Source organism: Photobacterium sanguinicancri, assembly GCF_002265265.1.
Classification (GTDB): domain Bacteria; phylum Pseudomonadota; class Gammaproteobacteria; order Enterobacterales; family Vibrionaceae; genus Photobacterium; species Photobacterium sanguinicancri.
This window is the reverse complement of sequence record NZ_NOIF01000056.1, coordinates 1-26222: the sequence shown is the minus strand read 5'-3', so window position 1 is coordinate 26222 and position 26222 is coordinate 1. Positions and strand designations below refer to the sequence as shown.

Below are 26222 nucleotides of genomic sequence, written 5' to 3'. Positions count from 1 at the left end.
TTCCCTTCTTATTAGTCAGAGAGAATACATTAAAAAGTGGTTTTTTTTTAGTTATTTTGAATGGTATTTTATTGCTGGTTGGTCAGGTGCATCCTTATGGGATGTCTTATTGCGTCATATATTAACGAACGATCAAATAATAAAAAGATGAACGTTCATTATGGTATTGATATTTAAAATATTAACCTTGGTTGTATTAGCTGTGGTTATTTATCGCAAACCAATAACATTCTAATTTCATAGGCGGTTATGTCAAAATGTGGCAACCCTGGCCTATAATAAGGGTTCTATTCGCGTGAGAGGCCGTAGAGCTCCATGCGGTACTCTGTAATAGTTTGAAATTAACTTTACTGGGAAGAAACGTTGTTTAACATTGAGGATGCACAGTAATATTCACGTAAGGATTGTAGTTATTTGATATTTGGTAAGCGCCGTTCCTGACCTCCATAAGCTGGTTACAGTGTGTCTGCGATGCTATTGATCGTCTGCTATCTGCTATACAATCCAAGCTCACCACTAAACTGGTTAACAAAGCGTAAATGGCTTAAGATCTTTAAGCGTGATCCAGATACTCATGGACACGATCGCTTAGTCAATCGCAGTGCTATTGGAGAGTTGCGGTTAGCGGAAGACGGTAGTCCGAGCAATATTTCGATTCTTACCGCCAAAGGTGAGGTGATTTTTTTTCCACCCATCAAAAAATTAGAGCCATCAAGCCTATCGAGTCATCAGCAATATGATTAATTGGAAATACCCCCCAAAAAGTTCACTGGTCGCGCAGCATGTTGAATGCTATTGGTGCATTGAAAAAAAACCGCATGATGATGGTCATCCTTTTCCAAAATTGACGCCTGATCCGACGGCGCATTTGATCATCGCGCCTGCTGAGCAGGGGTATCTGTACCAGAGCGACTCTGCTTCTTTCGAGGGGCAGGGGAGCCACTGGTTATTTCCTCATTGTCAGACGTTTGAAATTGATCATACGGATGCATTTATCATTTTAGGGGTTAAGTTTCACACTGGGGCTTTGTATTCGTTGGATATGACGCCACATCAGGCGGTACTTGAGCAGGTCGTTAAGCTTGATGTCACTGCATTCTTTGACTCGGCTCATCAGGAGCACGGTGATAATTGTAATCAAGTACTTGACCTAGAGCGGCAGGATATATCGCGAACGCTATTACAGCTTGCACAAACCTCGCCTGAAAACTGCTGCGATACGCTAGAAGCCGTGTTACAGCCTTGGTTGCATCAAGCGTCTTCAGACAAGCACAGCCTACTGACGCGGAAAGCGTTACCGTTATTGCCTAATACGCTCATTTCGAAATTAGGGACGTTATTGCATTGTTCTCAACGTACGCTAGAGCGCAGTTTTACCCGAGTAACGGGGCTGACATTAAAACAGTGCCAGTCGATGAATCGCCTTGATTTGCTACTTGAGTCTTTATATCTCCGTGGTGAAACTGATATTGATTGGGCTGAGGTAGCACAAGAATTTGGCTTTAGCGATCAACCGCATTTGATCCGTTATCTAAAAAACACGATTGGAAAGACGCCGGGGGAGTATGCGAAGGTGCGTGATTTGACCATAGATATTTACGGAGGGGTTGAATACTCTTAAGGTATTTGGTGTGAGTATTGCCGCTTTTCCTGATGCGACTTTCTTAGCTACTATAGAGTCGGTTCAAATCAATCTGAGGATTAGAACCGACAATAAAACTGAGGTTATAGCAACCCCATTAATTATCTATTTATCGCTCACTAAGATCACGCCAAGCTTATAGTCGGTTGAACCGAAGTTTGAGGTTAGGCCGTCAGCGAGCCCCATAACAAAGACATGCCCCGTTGATGCTCGCGCGGGTGTTGCGCTCCATGCGGTACTTTCGACTGACAAGAAATCAAAATTAAGCGGAAAAAAGCGCTTATTTAGCGCAGGTGAAATACAACTGGATTCACGCAGTGACTGAAGCTCTTTAATATTCGGTAGGCGCCACTCTTGACGGCCACCGAAGTGGTGCAGTGGATCGGATTTATCATGATTAATAATCTCCGTTCGCTGTAGCGCAGCTTGCCAGTACATCCCTGTGGGTTTGCCATCGCAAATATTATTGGTTTTGTTCCATGTTTGGCCTAGGGTACAGCGATTCCATACTAAATCGGTACGTAAATCGGTAACTGTGCCATCTTGGTTGTCTTTAAAGCGAACATCGGGCGCCGATTTAGTTAAGTTGATATCACACTCTTGAGTTGCAGCAATTGCGCTTGATGCCGTTAATGCCAAGAGTGCAGTGATGAGGGCGTGGTTAATTGTTTTTTTGGTTACTGTCTTTTTCATTGTTATTTTCCTTGGCTAACCATACGTACGTTCATTTTTGTTGGGTAATCACACTCTGCATTTGTTTGTTTGCACAGGTTTTGAACGCCTGAGTCGCCTAAGCTATCGCCGACTAGATCCAAATAGTTGTACACATGCATATCTTGAGGTTGATAAGGGGCGTACATGAAGCTAGATGACCAGTACCATCCCCAGCCTTCATAGCCCACTTCAACATTGGGGAAGTAGCGCGTATTGAGGCCGAGAAGCTTGCCATCAGCATCTTTTGCGGTTGAGCCAAAATCGAGTAAATCAAATTGTTCATTGAGTGTCGGTAAACGCCATGTGTTGATGCCACAAAGTTGGTCTTTGTTGACCATATCTTGGTATTGCTCTGTGGTATTAATACCTGACTTGTTGGTTTGCTGGGCGTATTTTATGTCTTCACTGTGAGGTTGAGCGCCGCCTTTAATTTGCAGTGCAAACTCGTTTTTCTTCCAGCGTGGTGACTTAGGATCGTTGGATTTTACTTCCCAAGTTAGCTGGGTTCGCTCATCGCGGACACAGCTCCATTCCGTTGCATCAACCGGTAGCGCTTGGCCTTTTGCATCTAATTTAGTAAAGATAAAACCAGTACCTGAGTGGATGTTTTTGTCTGTGGCATCAAAGCCAATATTGGCATCTTGTAATGGGAAGCCAGCGGCTGGGGTATCTGTCAGTACTGCACCATCAAAAAATTGTATTACGCCAGTATCATTGCCCACTAAGCGCGGCATGCTTTTCTGTTCCAGTTGATTCACTTTGTCTGCGAGTATTTGCTCGGTGAGGCTCTCGGCTGTAATAAAATCTTTTTGTTGTGGAAGATCTCGAGCAAGTGTTGCGATCACACGGCTACGTTGTTCAGCTTTGGTACTAGCAGACAGTAACTGGATGTTTTTATCTATGGTTGCTAAACGGGGCTCTCCTAGGTTTGCCAGTAAATCATTGTTAGTGGTAACACCGATTTTTTCTAACTTGGCTTTCACATCGCGTGCAGCTTCATGAGGGTTGAATCCATGGCCCATATTCGCGCTGATCAAGGTGCTGATACCGTTAATAATGTGACCACTTTCTTTTTGCTGCGGTGGCGCTGCTAATACCACAGGGTTGTTGGTATAGGCTTTACTTTGGTTATCTGCCGCATTCAGGGTAGAGACAGCAAGAATACGTGAATGCAAAATGTCTTTGTTCATGCTGGAGATGTTAAACAGACCGCTTTTGGCTGTTGTTTTGGGCTCGCTTGGATTACAGACCCAGTCTTTGGTTAAATCGACACATACCGTGATATCTTGCGCGAGATAATTGGACTGTACCTCGCCACTCAGTGTGTAATTCAGCTTTGAATCCGGACCCGTCGTATTGCTGATTTTATTATCTGAGCCACCATTACAGCCAGCAAGTAGCGTAGCTATGGTAAGCGTGAGTAAGGTTTTTTTCATGATGATAGTTTCTCTATAAAAATTGAATTAACGCTTAAATGAACGACGTTTAGCTGATTTTGCTTTGGTGTATCCCAACTGCAGCATTGCAAGTAGGGTTAACCAAAGGGCACTGCCCCCTCCGCCACTATTGTTATTCGGTTTAGGCTGTGGCTTTGGATCTGGTTTACTTGGTGAAGCTTTACACTGATAGTTTTGGATATGCGTGACGCCAAATTCGATCAGTTGGCCGCTATTACCGACGGCGATATCACTAATTTCTAGTCGCCATGCGCCTGTCATCCGACCGCCCAGCAGTGGTTTGAGTTGTGGATGATCGGCCAAGCGATACACGGTTTGTTTGTTGTTTTGGTAGTAGGCTTGGTGATCGTGCAAAATCACTTGTTGGCCATCTGGCGCGATGAGTGTCACTTTCAATTCACGGTGATCAGGGTGAGAAATATGGGTAATGACGGCAAAATCATTGCCGACAGACTCTTGATCGCCCGTGTTAAAGTAAGTGGCATAGGTAAGCCCTTTACGCATAGGCTGCAGTGGACTTGTGCTTTTTTTTGCATCAATCACAGCTTGGTTTAGGGTCTTAGGTGCTTCGGCAAAATTTGGCAAGCCAAACACGAAACCTTGGTCAAAACTGGCTTGTTGCATCCGTTGCTTTTTGTCAAAGCTGAAGGAAGCATCAAGTGTTAAGTCAATACGCTGACCACACTGTGATTGAGCGTAAAGGGGGAAGTTAACGGTTTGGCTTTGTCCTGCTTTCAGGCTTGATGGTTTGTCGATTGAAGCCAGATCTTGCGCGCCTGATTGGCCCGATACAGTCAGTCGCCCACTCAGTGCCATATCACGTGTGGTTGGGTTATAGATGACAGCGCTAACGAGCCCATTGCTGGTGGCGGTATTTGCTGTTGCTGCTAGCGTCGTATCAATAAATTGCGGTGCTGGGGCAAGGATCAGCTCGGTTGGCAGCAAATTATGATGATTGAAATGACGACGTAAAATTGCACCGTATTCATGATTTGGATAGAGGCTTTGCGCCGCATCTAAAATACTTTGCGCCGCATGATGCATTTTAGTGCCACGCCCTAAACCGTAGAGGCCTTCGATAATAATGCGGTTCATCGCGTCGAACGCATCGGCGTTGTAGGTTGCAACCGCTTCTTTCAGGGATTGGAAGAGCGGTGTTGACCATAGTTGATCAGACAAGGAGCCATTAACGGAAATATGTGCTTGGTATTCAGCTGATGGGTAGTAGCGAGCCGCTTTGTCATTGAGAGAACGAGTACCGCCACTTTTGCCGCCAAAATGACCATCAAAGTTGAATACGGTATCTAGTTCAAAGCTTGTACCTTGCTGATATTGAGTACGGTAAGTTGACATGCCTGCCCAGTAATCGCCAAAACCTTCGCCAATCCCACTGGTGTCTCCATATGCCCAGTCAGGGACGGCAAAGTTATTGATGGTGTGACCGAATTCATGCAAGGTCACATCAGCATCTAGGCTGTCGGGTGAGCCTCCCATGCCAAACGAGAGTAAGTTTATATCGCTTAAATACTTAGAGTTATTCTCATTCGAACCTTGTGCATCAAATTGAACCGTTTGGTTGAATAGATGGTTAAAGCCAAGCCCTTCCACGTAGCGTAGTGAGTGATCAATATGGTAGAACGCCATCACATCATAGAAGTAGTTATTCACTGCTGATTTATCGGTCGTTGATGTTTGTGTGACATCAATATTGGTGAGCGCGTCTGGCGCAAAGCTTAGGTGACCTTGCTGTGGTTGCTGTTCAGCCTTATCTGTTATCCCTTCGGGTAAATTCACGATGTCGATAGCAACAACCTTGTCGTTGGCCAATACACATTGGGGGTTAGCCGCAGTGCTACACAGTACCGACATGGTCACTTTCTGATAGTTCGTCGGTAAGGTGTAATGCTCAAAATCACCATCTGTTGGGATCGGTGACTGGTTCATCGTACGTGGATCGGGATTGTAGACTTGGGTTGCCACTTGCACCGTTTGAGCGTGTGCAGGAATAACGGGTTGAGTGATATCAAAATTGGTACGCGTCTTTTCAATCGTGCCATCACACTGGCCTGAGAGAGCTTCAAGCTGTGCGTAAACACGTTGGACTTTTTGATCTTTATCTACGGTCAGTACCAAGGTTTTATGGCAGTTTTTACCTTGATTATCGATAACATCAAAATTGTAGTGTGTTGCCATTAAGCTGGTGCGCTGATAGCGAGCTGATATATCGCTGATCACGGTTTCGGGCTTATCTTGAAAATAATTAAGCAAGAATTGTTTAGCCTGAACGCTATTGTTAACAATAGCGTCATTGGCTGGGTAGATCAGTTCAGCGGCAACACCCTGCTGGCTAGCAGCCAACAGGGTGAATAAGCATAGTGTCGTTTTGTTCAGTCGAGGCGCTTTCATCAGGGCATCCATCCTTAGAATTGATAATTAGCGTTGATGTTGAAATAACGTCCAGGCTCGGTAGAGTAAGACTTTGAATTTTCACCAATACCTGCAACATCTTGATAGCGAATGTATTCATTGTTGAATGCATTGATTACAGTAGCGTATAGGGTGAAGTTGTCACTGACTTGGTAGCTCGCGCCGAGATCCAGCGTTGCCCAGTTGTCGGTCGTCGCACATGGAATTTCCATCTCGACGTTGTTGTAACATTTTGGGGTACGATCCATTGGCATGGCAGCAGCGAAATTTAGTCGAGAGAAAGCGGTAATTTTCTCTACGGTATAATCAAGCTGGATGTTGCCCTCTAATGGGGTCAAGGTACGAATTGGCTCACCATTACCGTCTTTACCATCGACCAGACCTAGCTTGCCCGATAGCTTGAATGCATCTGTTAATTGGTAAGCTGACGAGAGCTCAAAACCGTAGGTTTTCACCCCTTCGAGGTTTTGGTATTGGAATTGCCAGTGCGTTTTATCCGCAGCCTGACCAATCATTTTCTGTTCAATAAAGTTTTTGAATTTGGAGTAGAACACAGCAGCATACAGAGAGAATCGACCGTCATCGTATTTGCTGCCTAGCTCGAAGTTGTCGCTTGTTTCTTGTTTAAGCTCCGAGTTTGGAATGATGATAAAAGGCTTCAACGGGTTAAACAGATGCGGTACATAACCATAGGTTTTGTCGTACGCGGGTGCTCTAAAACCGTGTGAATAACTCAGGTAGCTGTTTAGTGCTGGCGTAAATTGATAAGCCACAGAAAGACTAGGGGATATTTCGCTGCTGTTATTTTCATTGATCTGTATGCCACCGATATTGGCGTCACCTGTAGGACTCAGTTGCTGGCGGTCGTAGCGAACACCAGGGGTGATAGTCCACTCTTGCCATTTAATTTGATCGCGAATGAATACCGCAGCAGTTAGCATGGTGGCATCAGCAAAAGAATCTTTAGTTAAGCCTGTCGTCCCACGCCAGTCATAGATGTTTTTGTTGATTGGGCGCTGATATTTATTTTGTTCAAACTGTACCCCCCAAGCGACTTGGTGCTCGGTATTATCAGACAGTTGGAAAGCTTTGGTTTGATCAGCCGATAAACCAATTAAGCTATCTTTGTAGAGGCGTTGTTCAACTTGGCGACGCTTCTCGGTAATGCTTTGATGTTCACGTTGCATAAAGACATCTTTATAAGTGTCACTGGTTTTTTCTCGGTAGTAAGCTTTAATATCAGCACGATCAAATAAGCTGTTATCAAGGCTGTCGATCTCTGTACCTACTTGTGCGTCAAAGCTGGTGGTTTGTCCGTTTTCGTAGTATTGCTTAGCTTTCCAGCGCCCATCCTCTTGTACCGGTGCCATGCCATCGTTACGTTCCATTGTCTCTTTGTAGTAAGAGACGGTGCCTTTAAGCATCACGAGATCGTTTAAAAAGTAGTTATGGGTAAATTCAGTGCTATAGCCTTCAAGTTCACGATCATAAAGGTCGCGGTTATAGTTATGTGTTTCGCCGCCTTGCCAGCCAGATAGCAGCAGTAAACTTTCGTGATCGCCAAAACGCTGTGCAATTGTCGTACTTAGTTTTTGCTTGTCACTGATTCCAGCATAGCTTGCGCTTGCTTCATAATGACTGTCTTTGGTGCCTAAATAATCGCCCGGTTGTTTCGTTGTTACAACCACTACACCGCCAATAGCGCCAGATCCATAGAGTGATGATCCCGCGCCTTTAATGACTTCGATTTGCTTAACGTTAGAGAGGTCAAAACTGTTACGGCCTGTCACATCATTTAAGTCCGCCGCCCCATAACCATCACCGACTTTGACGCCATTTTTGATAATGGCGATACGATTGCCAGTCATACCACGAATGGTAATATTTTGTGGACGTCCTGCGCCGCCTGTTACGCTGACACCGGGTTCATGATTCAGCGCATCATACAGCTCAGTTGCACCTGCTCGTTTGATTTGATCACTGGTAATAACAGATACCGAACCGCTGGTTTTTGATAGCGGCTGCTCGATTTTGGTCGCTGTAACAATGATGGTTTCCATCTGAGTGGTATTTGCTGAATTGCTATTTTCAGTCGTATTTACAGGCGTGTCTGCCACTGAGTTTGTGGCTAAATCTGAAGCGTAGGCGTGCGAAGCCAATCCGCTAAGTACAGCGAAGGCGATAGGGTGTAGTTTCATGTTGTTATTCTCTAACTAGGCGTAGATGTTATTAATGTAATGATCGGCTAAGACTGCATGGATAGTCATTGGCGCTATATGGCTATCCATGCGGTATTATTTATTTGTCGTTGTAACCACAGGTGATGATGCTTGCCGCTTGTTAAGATCAAGCAAGAATGCGTATTCCATCGCTTGGGCAGCTTGTGCCGTGCGGCGATTTTTTTGATGACCAGCATTAAAATCTGTCGTAAGCAAATAGGGGTTATTTACCGTGCTTTGCTGCTGTAACTTGGCTACAAACTTAGCACCTTCCCAATAAGGTACTTGGCTGTCATGTAAGCCAATTCGCACTAATATTGGTGGGTAGGCTTGCGCACGAATATTGTCGTATGGGCTGTATGTTTCCATTACTTTACGATCATCGGCTTTCGCTGGATTCCCCCACTCTTGGTATTCTTGCTGGGTAAGCGGAAGCGATGGATCTGCCATGGTATTAATCACATCAACAAACGGGGCTTGTAATACAGCACCACGGAAAAGTGTGGGCTGAGCATTGATTGCGGCTGCGACCAGCGTGCCACCAGCACTGCCTCCTATCGCCAAAATGTCACGCTTAACTGTTGACTGTGATTTTGTTGGCGAAGCACCGTGAGATGAAGAAGACAAAGAATCACGGCTTGGCACATAGCGCTGCATCACTTCAGCAGTTGCAAGGAAGTCTTTAATACTATTGGGCTTATTTATCCCTTTTCCTGCTTGATACCAAGCATCACCCAAGTACCCACCACCGCGAACGTGTGAAATGGCATAAATAGCCCCTTGATCCAGTAAGCTAATCACCTGCGGCATAAAGTAAGGTTTCATTGGCGTGCCATACGCGCCATAGCCATAAAGAAATACAGGGCTATCAGGGCTGATTTTATCGTTTCGATATGCCAGTGAGACAGGTACATTAACACCATTGGCACTCACCGTAATTTGGGTCGAGGTGTAATCGCTCGGCTCAATCGTCGGGTAGCTATCCTGCGACAGTAGGCGTTCTTTGCCTGTGGCAATATTAAACTCCGACCAGGTTGGCGGGGTTGTCATTGACATTGAACGGATACGAACAAGGTTACTGGCTGCGTCGCCATTATTTGATAGCCAAGCCACTTTGCCTTCTGAAGATAACGGGCGGCGGAATGTTTCGTCGCCATGGTCATTGATTACCAACAAGGTGTCTTTGCCTTGCTGGGTAAGAACAAGTGCAATACCTGCCTCAAAGACGTACCAATTTTTTATTTCTGTCTGTGGATCAGGAATGAACAAAGGTTCAAGCGATTGAATGTTGGATCCTATCTTTCCGTGGTATAAGCCAAAATGTCCTTGATGATTACTCAGGCTGATGATTTGTTGGCCTTGGATATCACTGTAGTACTCGTTACCCGAAGAGCGTACTTGTAAGCTGGCCTGTAACTTACCTGTATGTGTATCTAGTAGCTGTTGTTGGCTAGTATTGTGATTATTACTTTGAACAATGGCATATTTTTCATTGCCTGTTTTGTAGCTTGAGAGTAACCACGCAGGATCTGTTTCTTCGAGTAAAACGTCTGTTTTTTGCGGTGCGGATAATTGTGTTTTAACGAGCTGATAGGGACGGTAGGTGCCTGCTTCATTCGCTATTACATAGAGGGTATCGTTATCATTTCCCCAGATCAGTTCAGTGCTTACATTTTGGATCAGTGAGTAAGTTTTTTGAGTATGGGTATCAATCACAGTGACAGCGTAATTACGATCACCACGGATATCTTCCGTCACAGCAATAAAGCGTTTATTCGGGCTAAGTGACCAGCTGCCTAGAGAGTAGTAATCTGACATTGCCGCGCGTTGAGTCAGGTTGAATATGACTCGCTCTTGCGCTTCTGCTACGTTTGGTGTGATCGGCTGCTCGATTAATACGCGTTCATCTTTACGAGTTTCAAACCGATATTTCACATCACCACGAATAAGCCAGGGTTTTTCTGCTTTTTTCGGGGCGTTGTCTTGCCACTCTTTCAATAATTGTTGCTGAAGTGTCGTTGTCTTTGTTAAGAAAAGAGCTGCTTGTTGATTGTGTTCATTGAGGTACTGTCGCACTTTTTTCGATTGACGAGAGTCATCTCTCAGCCATGAAAATGTATCTGTAGAGTGAGGGAATAAAGCGGATCTTTGTTGTGTCGACATTATTTTATTCGAGTTGGATTCAGGATGATATGCTGTTTCTGGTGTTGAAAAGGCGGATACAGAAAAACTCGAAATAAGAAAATATAGGGCACTACGCTTCATTGTTCATCTTCTTGCATTTTGGATGTAGCAGAAAACAGCTACGGAAGAAGTGAGGCATAATGCATCCAAATAGAAATGAGATCAATTATCATTTCTATTAATTTGTGTGTTTTTATGATTTATGTGGTGTTTTCAACCAAATCCCTTCCTTTTGGGTGATATATGACTCTGTATTTCAGCTGTTGAAGCACACAAATGTATGTATTCAATGAATTTTAATGCACTTAATTTGATAGTGCTCAATAACCATGCAGAAAGCATGGTTGAATAACTATTTGTGTGATGAATACTAAATTGTCGCTGTGATGAAATCAGTATGATGCCCGCAGAATTTTGTACTGGTTTAAATTTTATCATCAGGGAGATTGATGTGTTTTTAGTTGAATTTTTAATTGTACTTGGCTGTATTTTGATCGGTGCTCGCATCGGGGGGATCGGTCTTGGTGTCATGGGTGGTGTCGGTCTGGCAATACTGAGCTTTGTGTTTGGCATGCAGCCAACAAGCCCACCGATTGACGTGATGTTAATGATCATGGCGGTAGTGGCAGCGGCGGCATCTATGCAAGCAGCAGGCGGTTTAGATTACTTAATCAAAATCGCTTCAAACATTTTACGTAAAAACCCTCGCCAAATTACTTTCATTGCGCCATTAGTGACTTATGTTTTCACCATGATGGCAGGTACAGGCCACGTGGCTTACTCGGTATTACCGGTAATTGCAGAAGTAAGCCGTCGTAGTGGTATTCGCCCAGAGCGTCCACTAGGCATGGCGGTGATCGCATCACAATTTGCGATTGTTGCCAGCCCAATTGCGGCAGCAGTTGTTGCATTAGTTGCTTTCCTTGAACCACAAGGCATCACTCTTGCCAATGTATTGATGGTGACTATTCCTGCGACATTCCTTGGTTTAGCCGCTGCGTGTGTGATTGTAAATAAACTGGGTAAAGAGCTTAAAGACGATCCAGAATATCAACGTCGCTTACAAGATCCTGCATTCCGTGCTGAAATGGAACAGGAAGTGAAAGTTGAAGAGCTTGAAATCAAACCAGAAGCAACGCGCGCGGTATCGCTATTCTTGTTCGGTTCTTTGGCTGTAGTTATCATGGGTGCCTTCCCTTCATTACGCCCAAGCTTTGATGGCCATGTCATGGGTATGGCGCATACGATTGAAATCGTGATGCTATCAATTGCTGCGCTTATTATTTTAATCTGTAAACCTGATGGCTACGCAATTACCCAAGGATCTGTGTTCCATGCGGGTATGCGTGCGATCGTTGCTATTTTTGGTATCGCATGGTTAGGTGACACCTTAATTGGTGGTCACGGCGACATGGTAAAAGAAGCCGTATCAGGCTTGGTAGAAGTAGCACCATGGACATTTGCGTTTGCACTATTTGGCTTATCTGTGATGGTAAACAGCCAAGGCGCAACCACGGCGGTATTGGTACCTGTTGCGATTGCATTAGGTCTGCCACCAGCAGTAATTATCGCGACGTTTGTTGCGGTTAACGGTTACTTCTTTATTCCAAACTATGGTCCAATTATCGCGTCAATCGACTTTGACCGTACAGGTACCACTAACATTGGTAAGTATATTTTCAACCACAGCTTTATGATCCCAGGCTTGCTGAGTATGGTATTCAGCATTATCTTTGGCTTCATCTTTGCTGGTATCGTGTTGTAAGCCTTCACCAATACACAGGCAATATATACAAATCAGCCCCGCCTTTGCGGGGCTTTTTATTACAAGAGGCAGAAACAATAATGCGTCACCACCAAGGTTTTATTGCGTATCCACCATCTGTGTAGTTCTGTTAACGGTCAAGAGAAGCTTAGTCGCTCTTTACACTGTAAATAAAAAACGCTCAGTGGCTGCCAGCCTTTCTGAGCGTTTTGGTTTGTTGCGGATGCTTGCTTACGTAGTCAGAGTTAAATTTTAATCTGTTTGGCTAACTGCAGGCGCTTGGCTCACCTTATCCACTAAATACAATATCGAACGGTATTCAATGCCACTGTGCTCCGATAAGCCTATCTCACAGGTACGGCTGTTTGAATAGCCTTCATTGCAGTTACTTGGCACTTGGGCTTTCAACGGTGCAAGGGCAGAGGCATTGAGCTCTGGCGTGGTAAAGCCTTTATCACCGGCAAAGCCACAACACAGAATATCTTCTGGGATAATCACTTGTTTGGCACAAGCTTCTGTCACCTTTTGCATCACACCGGCTAAGCCACTACGGCGTGAAGTACAGGTGATATGCAGCATGACGGGTTCATCTTGGGGGGTGATGTCGAGCTTCGGCAGCACAAAATCCGCCACAAACTTAAATGGTTCTAGAATGGTAATGCCTTGGCGCATGGTTTCTTTACTCAGGCTGGCGCACGGGCTGGTGTCCATTAACACCGGAAATTTACCTTGTTCAGATATCTGCCATAAACTGTTTTCTAGCTCTTGCGCTTTATTGGCCGCTGTGTCGACAAAGCCTTTGCTCTTATACGGCATACCACAGCACAAGTTATCGAGTTTATTGGGTAATATGACCTCGTAACCTGCTTTTTCTAGCAATGAAATGGTCACTTCTGCTAGTGGGCGTGAATCCGCTGCATTTTTTTCGGTGCCCATGTTACGTGAGGCACAGCTAGGGAAATAGACCACCTTCTCTTTGCCAATCGCAAAGATGGTCGGTGCTTTCATTTTCCCTGCTGAACGTGGCATGTGCTCTGTCCATAATGGCAGCTTTTCCCCACTTAATTTATAGGCCGTTTTGCTAATCGCTTTCATGCCCTTGGTGCCAATCACAGAGTGGACACCATTAACCATACCCAAGCTCACCTTGGTTGTTTTGGTAATGGCAGAGAAATGCTCGGCAGTCCAACGCGCAATGGAATTCGCCATTGGCGAGTGCTGCTGGCGCAGTTTGCGCATCAGGTCACCCGTGTTGATGCCAACAGGACAACGATCGGCACAAAGCCCTGTCGCCGCACACGTATCGACACCTTGGTATTGAAAGGTTTTTTCCATGTCGGCTAATCGAGCGGGGTCTTCTTCGGTGCGTCGTAAACGGCTAATTTCACGGAACACGGTATTACGCTGGCGTGGCGTCAAAGACAGGTTGCGCGACGGACAAACGGGTTCACAAAAGCCACATTCAATGCATTTGTCGATCAAGGTATCTGCTGCGGGCATGGCTTTGAGGTCTTTGACGTGGGCTTGGTGATCATCATTAATGATCACCCCTGGGTTTAAAATACCCGTCACATCGAAAATCTGCTTAATACGTTGCATCAGTGCAAAGCCTGCTTGGCCCCACTCTAATTCAACATAGGGTGCCATGTTACGGCCAGTACCGTGCTCGGCTTTTAGTGAACCTTGGTAATCCACGGCAACCAATTGGGCAACGGCATCCATAAAATCGCTGTAGCGCTGAATTTCTTCTTGGCTATCGAATGCCTGCGTAAATACAAAGTGTAAGTTACCCGCTAAGGCATGGCCAAAAATGATCGCTTCGTGGTAGTGATAACGGGTGAATAGCTCTTGGAGTTCACGCACCGCGGGTGCAAGTTGTTCAATCGGAAAGGCAACATCTTCGATGATCACCGTGGTGCCTGTTTCACGCACCGCACCGACAGCGGGGAACAAGCCTTTACGAATAGCCCAAAGCTGCGCACATACCGTGGTATCGGTACTGAATGCCACTTGGTGGATTGGAGCAAATTGGTTAATCAGCGCGGTAATTTCAGCATCCTGCTGGGCTAAATCAGCGCTATCTTTGGCGTGGATTTCAACCAATAGTGCGGCAGCTTCGGTATTGCCTTCTTGCCCGAGCTGGGCGATGAAATCAGGCATCCCCGGTTCATTGGCAACCGATGCTAATGCGCGGCTATCCATCAGTTCAACAGCCGCTGCGGTGGTTTTGCCAAGTTCGCTGACTGCACGACAGGTGGTTTCAATATCCTTGAAAACATACAGGCCAGACGCCTTGTGAGCGTGGTCAATTACAGTGTTGTAGGTGATGTCAGCAATGAAGCCGAGCGTGCCTTCCGAACCGATAAAAAGGTGCTGAAGAATATCAATCGGATCGCTGTAATCGGTTAACGAGTTAAGGCTATAGCCTGTGGTGTTCTTTAAGCGGTATTTGTGGCGAATTTTATCGGCCAGTTCTTCATCTTCTTGGCAAACTGTGGCCAGTTCAGCCAAATCGTTAAGTAATTCAGCATGAGAGTGTTGGAATGCATGGCGGCTATTTTCGTTTAGCGTGTCTAGAACCGTACCGTCGGCTAACACTACTGTCATGCCAGCTAAGGTTTTATAGCTGTTTTGGGCCGTACCACAACACATACCTGATGCGTTATTTGCTGCAATACCGCCAATTTTACAGGTATTGATAGAAGCGGGATCAGGCCCGATTTTACGACCATGTGGCGCGAGCAGTTTGTTAGCTTCCGCTCCAATAATGCCCGGCTGCAAAGTGATTTGGTGGGCATCTTCACTGATTTTATAGTTACGCCAGTTATTGGTCAGCGTAATTAAGACTGAATCAGATAATGCTTGGCCAGATAGACTGGTACCCGCTGCGCGAAAGGTGACAGGAATAGTGAGTGCATAGCAGGCTTTGAGCGCTGTAACGACTTCATCGAGTGAGTCTAGCTGCAAAATTATTTTTGGCACTAAGCGATAAAAACTGGCATCGGTACCGTATGCCAAAGTCAGGGTAGGATCAGTAATTATCCGCTGTGCGTCAACGGTATCTTTTAATTGTTCTATGAGTGTTGTGTAGGGATGTTGCATGCTCTATTGCTCCATGGCCTTAACTGCCTCAACGTACTGACAGGAAATGCTGGTGGGATTAAGTATAAATAGCTCTGCTTGGCCTTTTTAGGCTTCTTGTTTAGCAAAAGATCGACTTACTATCATATTTAACATTTTAATAGCATTCCTTTGGTTGATATACTGCCAGCAATACATAAGTTTGTTGCAAAAAGTGTACTAATGATGCGAAGCACAGATGATTTCCTGATTTTTTTCCATTTAATTGAGCAAGGCTCGTTTAGCAAAGCGGCTGATCTTGTTGGACTTACCAAGTCTGTCGTCAGTAAAAGGATCACTCGATTAGAGCAAGACCTTGGTGTGCAACTGATTTATCGAACCACCCGCAAGCTGACATTAACCGAAGCGGGAGAGGTTTTTTTCAGCCATGCGAGAGAGGTGTATCATTCGGTACAGAATGCCGAGCAAGCCATGAGTGGTTTAGGTGAAAGCTTAACTGGGACGATTCGGATTAGCGTGCCGACCATTTCAGGGGAGTTGTTATTGCCAAAGGCCATTGCAGAGTTTAGTGCCAAATATCCTGAGATTCATATCGATATGGATTTGGACAATCGCTTTGTTGATATTGTGGCAGAAGGATTTGATTTAGCGATCCGTACGGGAGCATTGCCTGATTCGAGTTTTATTGCACGGCGGTTAGTGGACGCCCACTGGGTGATTTGTGGCGCACCTGATTATTTTGCTCGCTGCGGTGTACCGAAAATACCGTCTGAGTTAACGCAACATAATTGTCTCGCGTATAGCTACCAAGAAACAGGTGCGCAAGAGTGGTTGTTTAAAGGCGATAACAAGCCTTGTACCGTTAGGGTGAATGGCAACTTTACCACCAATAATGCGTCTGCTTTACGTCGCGCAGCCTTGTTTGGCCAAGGTTTAGTGTATGTCCCTAAAGTGCTGGTGGCGGAAGATTTAAAAGCAGGCACTTTGATCGAAGTATTGCAGGAACAAGTGGCTAAGTGCTTGGGGATTTATGCGGTTTACCCATACACGCGCCACCAGCCTATCAAGGTGAAATTGTTTATTGAGCACTTGTATCAGTGTTATCAAAAGCACGTCGAGAAGTTTTAGTTCGACGAACTCTGGTAAGAAAATAGACAAAAAGCGAAATGGATAATCTGATATTGAATCAGGCCGTTTCGCTTTTTATTAGGCTGGCTTAATTGTATGGCGCCTTATCGCTAAGGCGTTAAGCCTGTCAGTTAAACCACGGTACTCATAATGGCAGCCACAATACCGTAAGCAATCATCGGAATGACGGTACGTTTAATGATGTAGCCTTCTTTGTTAGCTATGCCCAAGATGGTTGAAACGGCAATAATATTGTTGATACACACCATATTACCCATTGCTCCCCCGACAGATTGCAGCGCCAAAATAGTTGTTTGAGGCAGCCCAACATTCATTGCAATTGTCTGCTGAATCGCCCCAAAGGTGAGGTTAGATACAGTCGCAGATCCTGAGAAAAATGCCCCCAAGGCGCCAAGGTATGCTGCAACATATTGCCAGCTTGTTCCCATTAAATCAGAGAAGGCTTGGCCCGTTGTCATGATTGGCGAGTTTTCGCCTCCCGTCATCATCAGTTTCACCATGATAAGCGCACCAACCAAGGCGATAAATGGCATCTTGATACGGCTCGCGGTTTCAGAAAACATCTGCTTAACGATGCTGCCTTGCAGTTTGAATAACGGAATCGAAATGAGTACCACCAGCAAGAAAGGGATCAGCGCAGGGACATAAAGCGTTTTATACGCCCAAGTGACATCCGTACCAAGAATATGGCTGAGCTTAATAATTAATGCCTTGCTGAGGCTGAAATCGCCCAATGGGCCGAATGAAACCGTAAATAACTCTGTGCCATCGGTGAGCAGTGACTTGATGCCAAATTGCTTAATACGTGTCACGATTAAAATCACAATCAATAAAATGGTTGGTGTCATCGCTTTAAATATTTGTGCCGATGACACACTCTCTACTGGCTGGTCTTTCTTAGACGATCCTGATTTCACCGAGTTTTGCGTAGATGAAGCCATGTTCATCGCTACATTTTCACCCAAGGTTGCAGCTTCACCTGCCACGGCTGTTTTCGTTACCGTTTGTTGCTCGGTAGCTAATCCTAAACCAAAGCGTGCCACAAGAACCGATGCGACAAGACCGATTGCCCCACCCACTAAGGCTGGGAATTCATAGTTCCACTGCGCCAGTAAGAAATAAGGCACGGTACATGACAAGGTACTGATCAGCACGAACAGGTAGTTCTTACGAATTTCACTCCAACTTACAATAAAGCGCAGTGCCATTGGTGGAATGATGAAAGCGGCGACAAAGTGAATGAGGGCGGTAATTTTTCCTGTTTCAAGCAAGGTCGCATCGTCTAACCCAAGGTTAGAGAAGCCAAACCAGGTTGGTGTACCTACGGCACCAAATGAGACGGGTACTGAGTTCATCACTAGCGCGAGCATCGCAACTTTTAATGGATTGAAGCCCAAGCCAACAAGAATGGGGGCGGCAATCGCAGCTGGGGTACCGAAACCCGACGCGCCTTCAATCATAAAAGCGAACGCCCAGCCAATAATCATCAACTGTGCGACTTGGTTTTTACTTATTCCTTCTAACCAGCGACGGATAATGTCTTCAGATCCAGAAAGATAAATCATTCTGTTTAATAAAATTGCGCCAGCAACAATAGAAATAGGGGTGATTGCAGAGAGGATACCAGCAATGATGTTGGCGCTAATTAAGGTGAAATCAGTATTGAAATAAAACAATTGCAGCAAACCGACCATTAAAGCGGTGATCGGCAAGGCGATGTGCGAAGGTAAGCCGTTCTTCTTTGTCATCATCCAAATCAGGATAACAATGGGCATAACGGATAAAAATAGGGACGTCATGTTTTTCCACTCCATGTGTTCGGCCTGCAAACTACCTAGCCGATTAGGTAATAGTCGATGAGGTAAATGCCTTGGTGTTGCGGCCTTATTTATAATTTTGTTGTTTGGGTTACAGGCTGTATGTCGAAAAGTAATTTTCTGTTAGCTGTTTTTTGTGGGGAAGACATTCTACGGCCGAAAAAACATATGGCTATGCCTCTTTTTTTCCGAGCAATAGCCACATTCACGGTAAGGTATAATGTTAATGAATATTTTAAAATATGATCAGGCTTATGAAGCCATATAAAACAAGGGTGTAACAAGTGATTAATGGATATTACTGTGTCGTGATTATGCGATGGCTGGAAACAGTGATTTTCGATATATCCATTAATAAAGTAAGTGAATTTGACACTGTGGGCGTAGTCAATTGGTCATTGACTGTTAGTTCAACGCTAATGGGTTGATTTTTTGATGTAATTTAACCACGATTTTCAGGGAACAATGATTTTAAGTGGCTTATTTGTAATTTAATTACTAGCAGGATTGAGCTTGTCTAGGCGAGTTGCTGGGATAATAGATAGCGATGAGATATATAAATCAGCGCCCTTCGATCACAAATAATTAACAATCATTAAGGTGCACGTTGACTTTATATCGGGGGCTGACTATCTATTGAACAACAGATTAAACGTAAGTATTAAACGAGCGTTTAACTGCTTAGGATCATAATCAAGGATGAAGGTGTAACGCTATGATGAGTCTTGCTGCTGCCCTACAACGAAATGCGCAATGTAAACCGAATAAAACGGCCATTATCTGTGGTGACACCCAATTAACCTACGCCCAGTTTGATGCGCTAGCGGGCCAGGTGGCCAGTGGTTTAGTAGCGAAGGGATTGCAAGCGGGCGATCGTGTTGCTTTGAGCTGCCCCAACTTACCTTTCTTTCCTATTGTGTATTACGGTATTCAGAAAGCGGGTGGTGTGGTGGTACCGTTCAACGTGTTATTACGCCAGCGTGAAATTAAATACCACCTCGAAGATTCGCAAGCGAAATATTTCTTTTGCTTTGAAGGCACGCCTGATCTCCCTATGGCGCAAGAAGGCATTGCCGCCTTTAATCAAGTTGCGGAATGTGAAGATATGGTGGTGATGACGGCTGATCAAAGCCAGCTGGTCTATAACGGTATACCGACACTCAGCAGCTTTATTGCCAAGCAAGCGCCGCTTGCTGATTATGTGCCGCGTTTAGAAGGGGATACGTGCGTTATCCTTTATACCTCAGGTACCACAGGGTTGCCGAAAGGGGCTGAATTAAGCCAAAGCAACATGGTATGTAATGCCTTGGTGGCGCAAACACTGATGGGATGCCAAGGTGATGATGTTCAGTTAGTGACCTTGCCTTTGTTCCATACTTTTGGTCAAACAGTACAGATGAATGCCTCGGTATTGATGGGGGCAAGCATGGTGCTTGTGCCTCGTTTTGAACCTAGTCTTGTCTTGTCATTGATTGCCAAACATAAAGTGACTGCATTTGCGGGCGTCCCAACTATGTACATCGGCTTAAACCATTGCCAAAGTGATGATGATACATCTAGCTTGCGCATCGCAATTAGTGGGGGGGCTTCATTGCCAAAAGAAGTGATTCATACTTTTGAAAATCGCTTTAATGTCCCTATTTTAGAAGGGTATGGGCTATCAGAAACCAGTCCTGTTGCTTGTTTTAATCACCTAGATCAACCGCGTATTCCGGGATCTGTTGGCCAACCTATTCAAGGTGTGGAAGTGCGTTTGGTCGATATTAGTGGCCAGTCCGTACCTGTTGGTGAAGACGGGGAAGTTATTATTCGCGGTCACAATGTGATGAAAGGGTATTTGAACCGTCCAGAAGCGACTAAAGAAGCGATGCGTGATGGCTGGTTTTATACCGGGGATATTGGGCGCTTTGATGACAACGGCAATATGTACATTGTTGATCGGGTTAAAGATCTGATTATTCGAGGTGGTTTTAACGTCTACCCACGTGAAATTGAAGAAGTGTTCATGACCCACCCTGCGGTGGCGATGGTCGCAGTGATTGGTATCCCTAATGCCGAATACGGGGAAGAAATTAAAGCTTACGTGGTGCTAAAAGAAGGTGCAGATGCAGAAGAGACAGCATTGTATGAATGGGGTAAAGAGCAGTTTGCAGCGTTTAAATACCCACGTAGCGTTGAAGTCCGCCAGCGGTTACCGATGAGCGCAACAGGTAAAATACTGAAAAAAGATCTAAAAGCTGAAGTTGTTGAGCAACAACACAGTCAGGAACAAGCTTCAGCCTGATCATTTTCAATAGAGTCGATAACAAAAAACGCGATTCATCTTAAGATGAACCGCGTTTTTAATGGTGCGTTAAAGAAGATTAGAATGGTTTGTGTGCGAAACCAGTAACTTCTTTAATTTTCATTTCACGACCAATTGCAGTCATAGGGTGAACGACAATTAAACCTTTAACAGATTTCTTTAGTTTACCCATATCCGCTTGCTCTGCTTTCGTCAGTGCACGGTTAAATGACATTGATTTAATGTCGTTACCTTTGTCATTTGCTTGACGTGATTGCGTGCCTTTGATGCTATCACGTTGTTTCTCAAGCTTAGCAACTTCATTCTTAAATTGATTCACGATTGGCTGATCGTTACGACTTTTTGCTGCCGCTAGCTTGTTGCGGCACTTGTCTAGTCGGTTATTTAAATCTTGAAGTTCTTGCTTTAAATTCATCTTGTTACCTTTAGGTGTACATAGCGATACAGCCCAACAGTTGGTGCGAAGACCATGGCTGTTGTGTGTTATTGCGCAAAGTATAACAGCTAGAACAAACATGCTGCTAAATAAATCACATATTTATAGTCATGCTTGTAGCAATGGGGGCTTATTGTGAAACCAATTGAGGCTCAACGCATGAATTGGTTAGGTGTTTCTCCGATATGCTGGCGGAAAAAGCTAATAAAAGCGCTATCGCTTGAAAAATCTAACAAGAAGGCGGTGGCTGATACCGACTTTCCTTCAGCTAAAAACTCGATCGCGGCGAGTAAACGCCATTGTTGTCGCCATTGCTGATAGGGCATCCCAGTATCTCGGCTAAAAATACGGCTGATGGTTTTCTCACTCGCACCGATGTTTTTTGCCATTATGTTTAATGGCGGCGGCGGTGTATGGCCGACTTCAAGTTGTTGCCACCAAGTGCTTAGGCGTTGATCTTTGGGTAGCGGTAAGGAAAGGAGCTCTGGCTTGGCAAGTTGGAGTTCTTGCCAAAATAGCGCCAGTAAGGTGGATTGCTCCTGGCTTGGCATGTCCCATGACCAAAAAGCCATTCGTTCGATCAATGCACTGAGTAAACTATTTACGCTGAGGATCTGAATGCGATCTAATGCAGCGATCTGGTTAAGATCGGCATAAAGGCTGGGAGAAAAATAGATCGAACGGTAAGACACTACATTACGCATGATGGCGCGGTGATTGATCCCTGGCGGGATCCATGCGGCGCGTGTTGGTGGTAATACACTTTGCTGATCTTCTAGCGAAATGGTCATACAGCCTTTTGGTGCAAACAGCAGCTGGGCCATTTGGTGTTGGTGGAGACCCGAATCGTGTTGACCAACATCAGCGGCGATCCCCACGACCTTGGCTGGAAGTGTATCTGGATTAAAGGGAACCTCACCAGTAATAAATGCCATGAACGTGGGTGTCCTTATTTTTATGTTTCTTGTTTTTATGATTGTAACGGGACATTTTGCTGGTTGATACAGTGATGAAGGGCACTGAGTGTTTTTTGAACGAGGATCTTGCCATTTTTTCAGGTGCTGAGAAAGCCGCTACACTCAGGTAGAGAAAAAAACTATTGCTAACACGAAGGAGGTTGCTATGGCGGTTGTTCATGGTTTAGCAATGGATATTGAACGTAAAGACGATTCGTTTTTTATTGAGTTAAAAGCTACAGGCACACTGACCCATGCCGATTATGAAAAAATAGTCCCTATTTTGGATGAAGCCTTGGCTGAAGTGGAAAAACCTATCGTCGATGCTTATTTCGATGGAACTGAGTTTGAAGGCTGGGAGCTCCAAGCTGCGTGGGACGACTTACGGCTGGGGCTGAAACACGGTAAGAAGTTCCACCGTATTGCTATTTACGGCAATCAGCATTGGCAAGAGATCATGGCGAAAGTGGGAGGCTGGTTTGTGGCTGGTGAGGTTCGCTATTTTGATGATCCGCTCGATGCCCTAGCCTGGCTAAGAGGAGGTGTATAGCGGGAGTGAGACGTTTTGAAGTCGAGAGGTTATCATTAGTGCTTTACCTTTGTATGTGATGAGTTATATAAGCTGCATAAATAGCCGAATTAACCATCATTCAACTCATGATAGTCCTCTCGTTAAGCGAATGACGAACTTCACAATGTTTACAAGGTTTACTCACTGTATTTGGCGCGTATAATGCCTGCTCTTAGCAAAACGACAACCATTATCAATAAGGACTTCAGTTTGAAGCTATTCGTTAAAGATCTTACCGTTATCGACGCCTCGTACCTTTGTGCAACACGCGGTATGGTTGGAGAAAGCTGGATTCTGGATGTGGTGATGTCTGGCGAGCTAAATGAAATGAGCATGGTGTTAGATTTCAGCCGAGTGAAAAAACAAATCAAACACTTAGTGGATGAATATGTTGATCACCGTTTGTTAGTGCCAATGCGCGATCCTGCGGTTCACCTTGCTACAACAAAAGATGGGTACTCAACGCTTGATATTCTACGTGGCGAAAAAGGGATCCACCTGCATTGCCCAGATGAAGCGTACTGCTTGGTAGACACCGATGCCATCACAGTGCAAACCGTGACAGAGCATGTTTATCATGTGCTAAAAGATCAGTTGCCAACCAACGTGCAAGGACTCGAAATTACCTTACGCCATGAAAATATTGATGGTGCTTTTTACCACTATACACATGGCTTGAAAAAGCATGATGGCAACTGCCAGCGTATTGCTCATGGCCACCGTTCGCCAATTGAATTATTGGTTAATGGCAAGCGTGATGCTGAACGTGAACAGCAATGGGCGCAACGTTGGCAAGATATTTACCTTGGTTCAGCGGAAGACCAAGCTAACGTGAACGACCTTACATTAAGCCAACATGCTCAATCAGTTTCGGATGAAACGCACTACGGTTTCCGTTACACAGCACCTCAAGGCGAATTTGAACTTGCGATTGCACGCACTGAAACGGAAATATTGGATACGGACACAACCGTAGAATTACTTGCGGGTTATATTGCGCAACAAGTGAAACCTACCTTGAAAGGCGATGACATACTGGATGTTGTGGCTTACGAAGGCGTAGGCAAAGGTGCAATGGCCTCGTTATAACCCCAAAAATGTGTAAAACATAAGTTACTGTTAGAAGAACTTCTTTTTAAAAATGCCCATCACGTTCGTGGTGGGCATTTTTTTATCCGGCGTAGTAGGTCAATTTTATGTGCTGATTAATTTTCTGCGTTTAACTGAGGCAATGTGATGGCTCAGTAATAGTCATGTACGTAAATGAGCATCAAAAAAATCCACAGTTCGTTGCCATGCGCGCTCGGCTTCGGCTTCTGCATAGCGTGCAGTTGAATCATTGTGAAAGCCATGATTAACCTTTTGGTAAAGGTAGGCGTGATATTTCGCCTGCATGTTATCTAAGTCTTTTTCGTAGTCAGGCCATGTGGCATTCACGCGTTTGTCTAAGCTCGCAAAGTGAAATTGCAGTGGCGCTTTAATTTGCTGGCGAAGTGTTTTCTCTGGTGGTGTACCATAAAAAGGCACGCCCGCATCCAGCTCCTCACCCAATGTTGCTGCAAGCATATTGACCACATAGCCCCCAAAGCAAAAACCAACAGCACCTAATTGCCCGTTGCTGTTAGCATGCTTTTTTAGGTGCTGTGCCGCTGCGATAAAATCTTGTTCTATTTTGGCTTGGTCGAGGCTTTTTTGCATTTCTCTGCCTTTATCATCATTGCCAGGGTAGCCGCCTAGTGGGTATAAGGCATCGGGTGCAAACGTGATAAAGCCTCTTTTTGCTGCGCGTCGAGCAACATCTTTGATATAGGGGTTGAGACCGCGGTTTTCATGGATCACTAGCACCACAGGGGCATGACTTGGTAAAGGGTTCGGTGTGACAAGATAACCTCGGCCCTCACCGTGCCCGTTAGGTGAGTCAAAGGTTTCATAGCTGGCTAGAATATCTGGGTCATTAAACGAGATTTGCTCGGCTTGTGCATACTCAGGGAGTAATGCATTGGTGAGTAAAGTCAGGTTCATCCCGACGATAGCTAACCCCGATAGCCGTGCAAGAAACTCCCGACGATCGATTAAGCCATGGGCATATTCATCGTACCAATCGAACGCTTCTTGCGGGATAGGCTGAAGCGGTTGCGAGGCGGCATCGTGTTTGATGTGTTTATCTTGTGCGTTCATCTCGAATCCCCAGCTGATTTTAATAAAGCATAGCTACAAATCCTAGGGTTAGTGCGAGCAAGATAAACAGGTATGAATAAATCACCCTTGATAGGGTGATAATCGGTCAAGATTAGAATTTGTATGCCGCCCCAACACTAAATTTCCAGCCAAGGTTGTTCTGTACTAAAGGGCTATCGCTGTCATGATGCTCAAGTTCTAGCTTAGATATCCCTAAGAATTTGTCAGAAAAGTCATATAAACCTATGACCCCCGTTTTGTAGACCCAAGAGGCTTTGGCATCGAATTGTGCCAATCCTGATGCACTCGACTCGTTTGGCGAGATACTGTAGAGGTGCTCTGACAGTTTACGATCTCGATAATCGACTTCAAAATAGGGTGATAATACCAAGTTATTAATGGGTGTATCGAAAGCTCGCCCTAAGTGCAGTTGAAGCTCATAGCCATTATGTTTGTCGGTCACATCATGGAGAAAGGTTAGGCGTGCACCCAAGGTACCAATTGTCACGCCTAGTTCACCACTGCTGTCGCGATCATTGATGCCATCGGGCAGATCTGTAAAGTCATTCGATACTTGAGAAAGGCGGACGTTACCAGAGATACCAAACCAAGGGGGAATAGCAAAGTTCGCGAGGCTACCATCAATGAAGCCATATTGGCTGTGATGAAAAAGGTACAGGGCCGCGCCAGGTTTAGCACCGTCATTAGCAAATACCGACTCTTCAACGGCAGCACCCGCACCAATAAAGGTAAAGTCTTTAAACCTCTCCTGCGCATTGATGTCGGCTGAAAACACGAAGATTGTGGAAAGAGTGCAACGCCACAATGAAACCGTTTTATTCATAATACTTCTCCTTTATTTACAGGAGTAGAAATGGCTTAGGCTGAGTTTATTGCACTATTTTGCATTTTTTTAGAAAAAACTGTGTTGTGTTGCTTTAGTGATACAAGCTGTATGAGTGCTGATTTGTATGAGGGAAGAGGGAACAGAGTAGAAATTACTTGAATGACAGGCATAAAAAATGCCGACCGAAGTCAGCATTTTTTTAATAATCTTGGAAGTATTAAACTTCTAAATTATAGAGCTACAACGTTTGCAGCTTGAAGACCTTTTTGGCCTTGCTCAGTTTCGAAAGAAACTTTTTGACCTTCAGCAAGAGTTTTGAAACCCTCTGAAGCGATAGCACGGAAGTGAACGAATACGTCAGCGCCGCCGTTGTCTTGAGTGATGAAACCGAAACCTTTCTCTTCGTTAAACCATTTTACGATGCCAGTAGACATGAGTGTATCCTTTTAATATAAAAAATTCGCAATATGCGAT

18 protein-coding genes and 1 pseudogene are annotated in these 26222 nt (G+C 44.9%); 7 read left to right on the top strand and 12 right to left on the bottom strand.

Annotated elements, in window-relative coordinates:
* Positions 1-468 precede the first annotated feature (468 nt).
* Together ASV53_RS10700 and ASV53_RS10695 are read left to right on the top strand one after the other, a co-directional pair.
* A pseudogene (locus ASV53_RS10700) lies at positions 469-744 on the top strand (hypothetical protein); the annotation flags it as partial.
* On the top strand, positions 737-1621 hold the full coding sequence (locus tag ASV53_RS10695; protein WP_094957082.1) for a helix-turn-helix domain-containing protein: 885 nt from the start codon (positions 737-739) through the stop codon (positions 1619-1621). The pseudogene ASV53_RS10700 and the gene ASV53_RS10695, both read left to right, overlap by 8 nt.
* Positions 1622-1747: 126 nt before the next feature.
* On the opposite strand, the gene ASV53_RS10690 is transcribed toward ASV53_RS10695, so the two are convergent.
* From ASV53_RS10690 to ASV53_RS10670, 5 genes are all read right to left on the bottom strand, one after another.
* Positions 1748-2335 carry an Lcl C-terminal domain-containing protein gene (locus ASV53_RS10690; RefSeq protein WP_094957081.1) on the bottom strand — a complete coding sequence of 196 codons (588 nt, stop codon included), beginning with the start codon at positions 2333-2335 and terminating at the stop codon, positions 1748-1750.
* A 2-nt stretch (positions 2336-2337) separates the two neighbouring features.
* On the bottom strand, positions 2338-3792 hold the full coding sequence (locus tag ASV53_RS10685) for an Lcl C-terminal domain-containing protein (protein ID WP_094957080.1): 1455 nt from the start codon (positions 3790-3792) through the stop codon (positions 2338-2340).
* A 27-nt stretch (positions 3793-3819) separates the two neighbouring features.
* On the bottom strand, positions 3820-6219 hold the full coding sequence (locus ASV53_RS10680; RefSeq protein WP_189337861.1) for a proprotein convertase P-domain-containing protein: 2400 nt from the start codon (positions 6217-6219) through the stop codon (positions 3820-3822).
* 14 nt (positions 6220-6233) lie between these two features.
* On the bottom strand, positions 6234-8438 hold the full coding sequence (locus ASV53_RS10675) for a TonB-dependent hemoglobin/transferrin/lactoferrin family receptor (protein ID WP_094957078.1): 2205 nt from the start codon (positions 8436-8438) through the stop codon (positions 6234-6236).
* A gap of 96 nt (positions 8439-8534) precedes the next feature.
* The gene (locus tag ASV53_RS10670) at positions 8535-10622 is read right to left on the bottom strand and encodes a prolyl oligopeptidase family serine peptidase (protein WP_189337860.1); all 2088 of its coding nucleotides are present in this window, start codon (positions 10620-10622) and stop codon (positions 8535-8537) included.
* Positions 10623-11094: 472 nt separating this feature from the next.
* Here ASV53_RS10670 and ASV53_RS10665 point away from each other — a divergent pair, with 472 nt between their 5' ends.
* On the top strand, positions 11095-12408 hold the full coding sequence (locus ASV53_RS10665) for an anaerobic C4-dicarboxylate transporter family protein (protein ID WP_094957084.1): 1314 nt from the start codon (positions 11095-11097) through the stop codon (positions 12406-12408).
* A gap of 252 nt (positions 12409-12660) precedes the next feature.
* Here the strand turns inward: ASV53_RS10665 and ASV53_RS10660 are convergent, their stop codons facing one another.
* A complete protein-coding gene (locus tag ASV53_RS10660; RefSeq protein WP_094957076.1) occupies positions 12661-15510 on the bottom strand; it encodes an FAD-binding and (Fe-S)-binding domain-containing protein in 2850 nt (949 codons plus the stop codon).
* Between the two features lie 204 nt (positions 15511-15714).
* Between ASV53_RS10660 and ASV53_RS10655 the strand changes: the two genes are divergently transcribed.
* Entirely contained in the window at positions 15715-16617 is a 903-nt protein-coding gene (locus ASV53_RS10655) for a LysR family transcriptional regulator (protein ID WP_062692647.1), read from the top strand.
* A gap of 131 nt (positions 16618-16748) precedes the next feature.
* Here the strand turns inward: ASV53_RS10655 and ASV53_RS10650 are convergent, their stop codons facing one another.
* Positions 16749-18437, bottom strand: a complete 1689-nt coding sequence (locus ASV53_RS10650; protein WP_094957075.1) for an L-lactate permease — start codon at positions 18435-18437, stop codon at positions 16749-16751.
* Between the two features lie 733 nt (positions 18438-19170).
* Between ASV53_RS10650 and ASV53_RS10645 the strand changes: the two genes are divergently transcribed.
* Entirely contained in the window at positions 19171-20739 is a 1569-nt protein-coding gene (locus ASV53_RS10645) for a long-chain-fatty-acid--CoA ligase (RefSeq protein ID WP_094957074.1), read from the top strand.
* 79 nt (positions 20740-20818) lie between these two features.
* Here the strand turns inward: ASV53_RS10645 and ASV53_RS10640 are convergent, their stop codons facing one another.
* Positions 20819-21175: a YibL family ribosome-associated protein gene (locus ASV53_RS10640; protein WP_094957073.1), complete on the bottom strand. Its 357-nt coding sequence runs from the start codon at positions 21173-21175 to the stop codon at positions 20819-20821.
* A gap of 173 nt (positions 21176-21348) precedes the next feature.
* On the bottom strand, positions 21349-22131 hold the full coding sequence (locus ASV53_RS10635; RefSeq protein WP_094957072.1) for an AraC family transcriptional regulator: 783 nt from the start codon (positions 22129-22131) through the stop codon (positions 21349-21351).
* Positions 22132-22318: 187 nt separating this feature from the next.
* On the opposite strand from ASV53_RS10635, the gene ASV53_RS10630 reads away from it, so the two are divergent.
* Positions 22319-22702, top strand: coding sequence for a SpoIIAA family protein (locus ASV53_RS10630; protein ID WP_094957071.1), 384 nt, complete (start codon positions 22319-22321; stop codon positions 22700-22702).
* Positions 22703-22933: 231 nt separating this feature from the next.
* Positions 22934-23812: a 6-carboxytetrahydropterin synthase gene (locus tag ASV53_RS10625; RefSeq protein WP_094957083.1), complete on the top strand. Its 879-nt coding sequence runs from the start codon at positions 22934-22936 to the stop codon at positions 23810-23812.
* Positions 23813-23974: 162 nt separating this feature from the next.
* Here ASV53_RS10625 and ASV53_RS10620 read toward each other — a convergent pair whose 3' ends face one another.
* The 3 genes from ASV53_RS10620 to cspE all read right to left on the bottom strand — a co-directional run bounded on the left by ASV53_RS10620 (position 23975) and on the right by cspE (position 26182).
* Positions 23975-24901 (bottom strand): dienelactone hydrolase family protein, encoded by a 927-nt coding sequence (locus tag ASV53_RS10620; protein ID WP_094957070.1) that lies wholly within the window; start codon positions 24899-24901, stop codon positions 23975-23977.
* A gap of 112 nt (positions 24902-25013) precedes the next feature.
* A complete protein-coding gene (locus tag ASV53_RS10615; RefSeq protein ID WP_094957069.1) occupies positions 25014-25745 on the bottom strand; it encodes a MipA/OmpV family protein in 732 nt (243 codons plus the stop codon).
* A gap of 233 nt (positions 25746-25978) precedes the next feature.
* Positions 25979-26182 carry a transcription antiterminator/RNA stability regulator CspE gene (gene cspE / locus ASV53_RS10610; protein WP_062692113.1) on the bottom strand — a complete coding sequence of 68 codons (204 nt, stop codon included), beginning with the start codon at positions 26180-26182 and terminating at the stop codon, positions 25979-25981.
* Positions 26183-26222 lie beyond the last annotated feature (40 nt).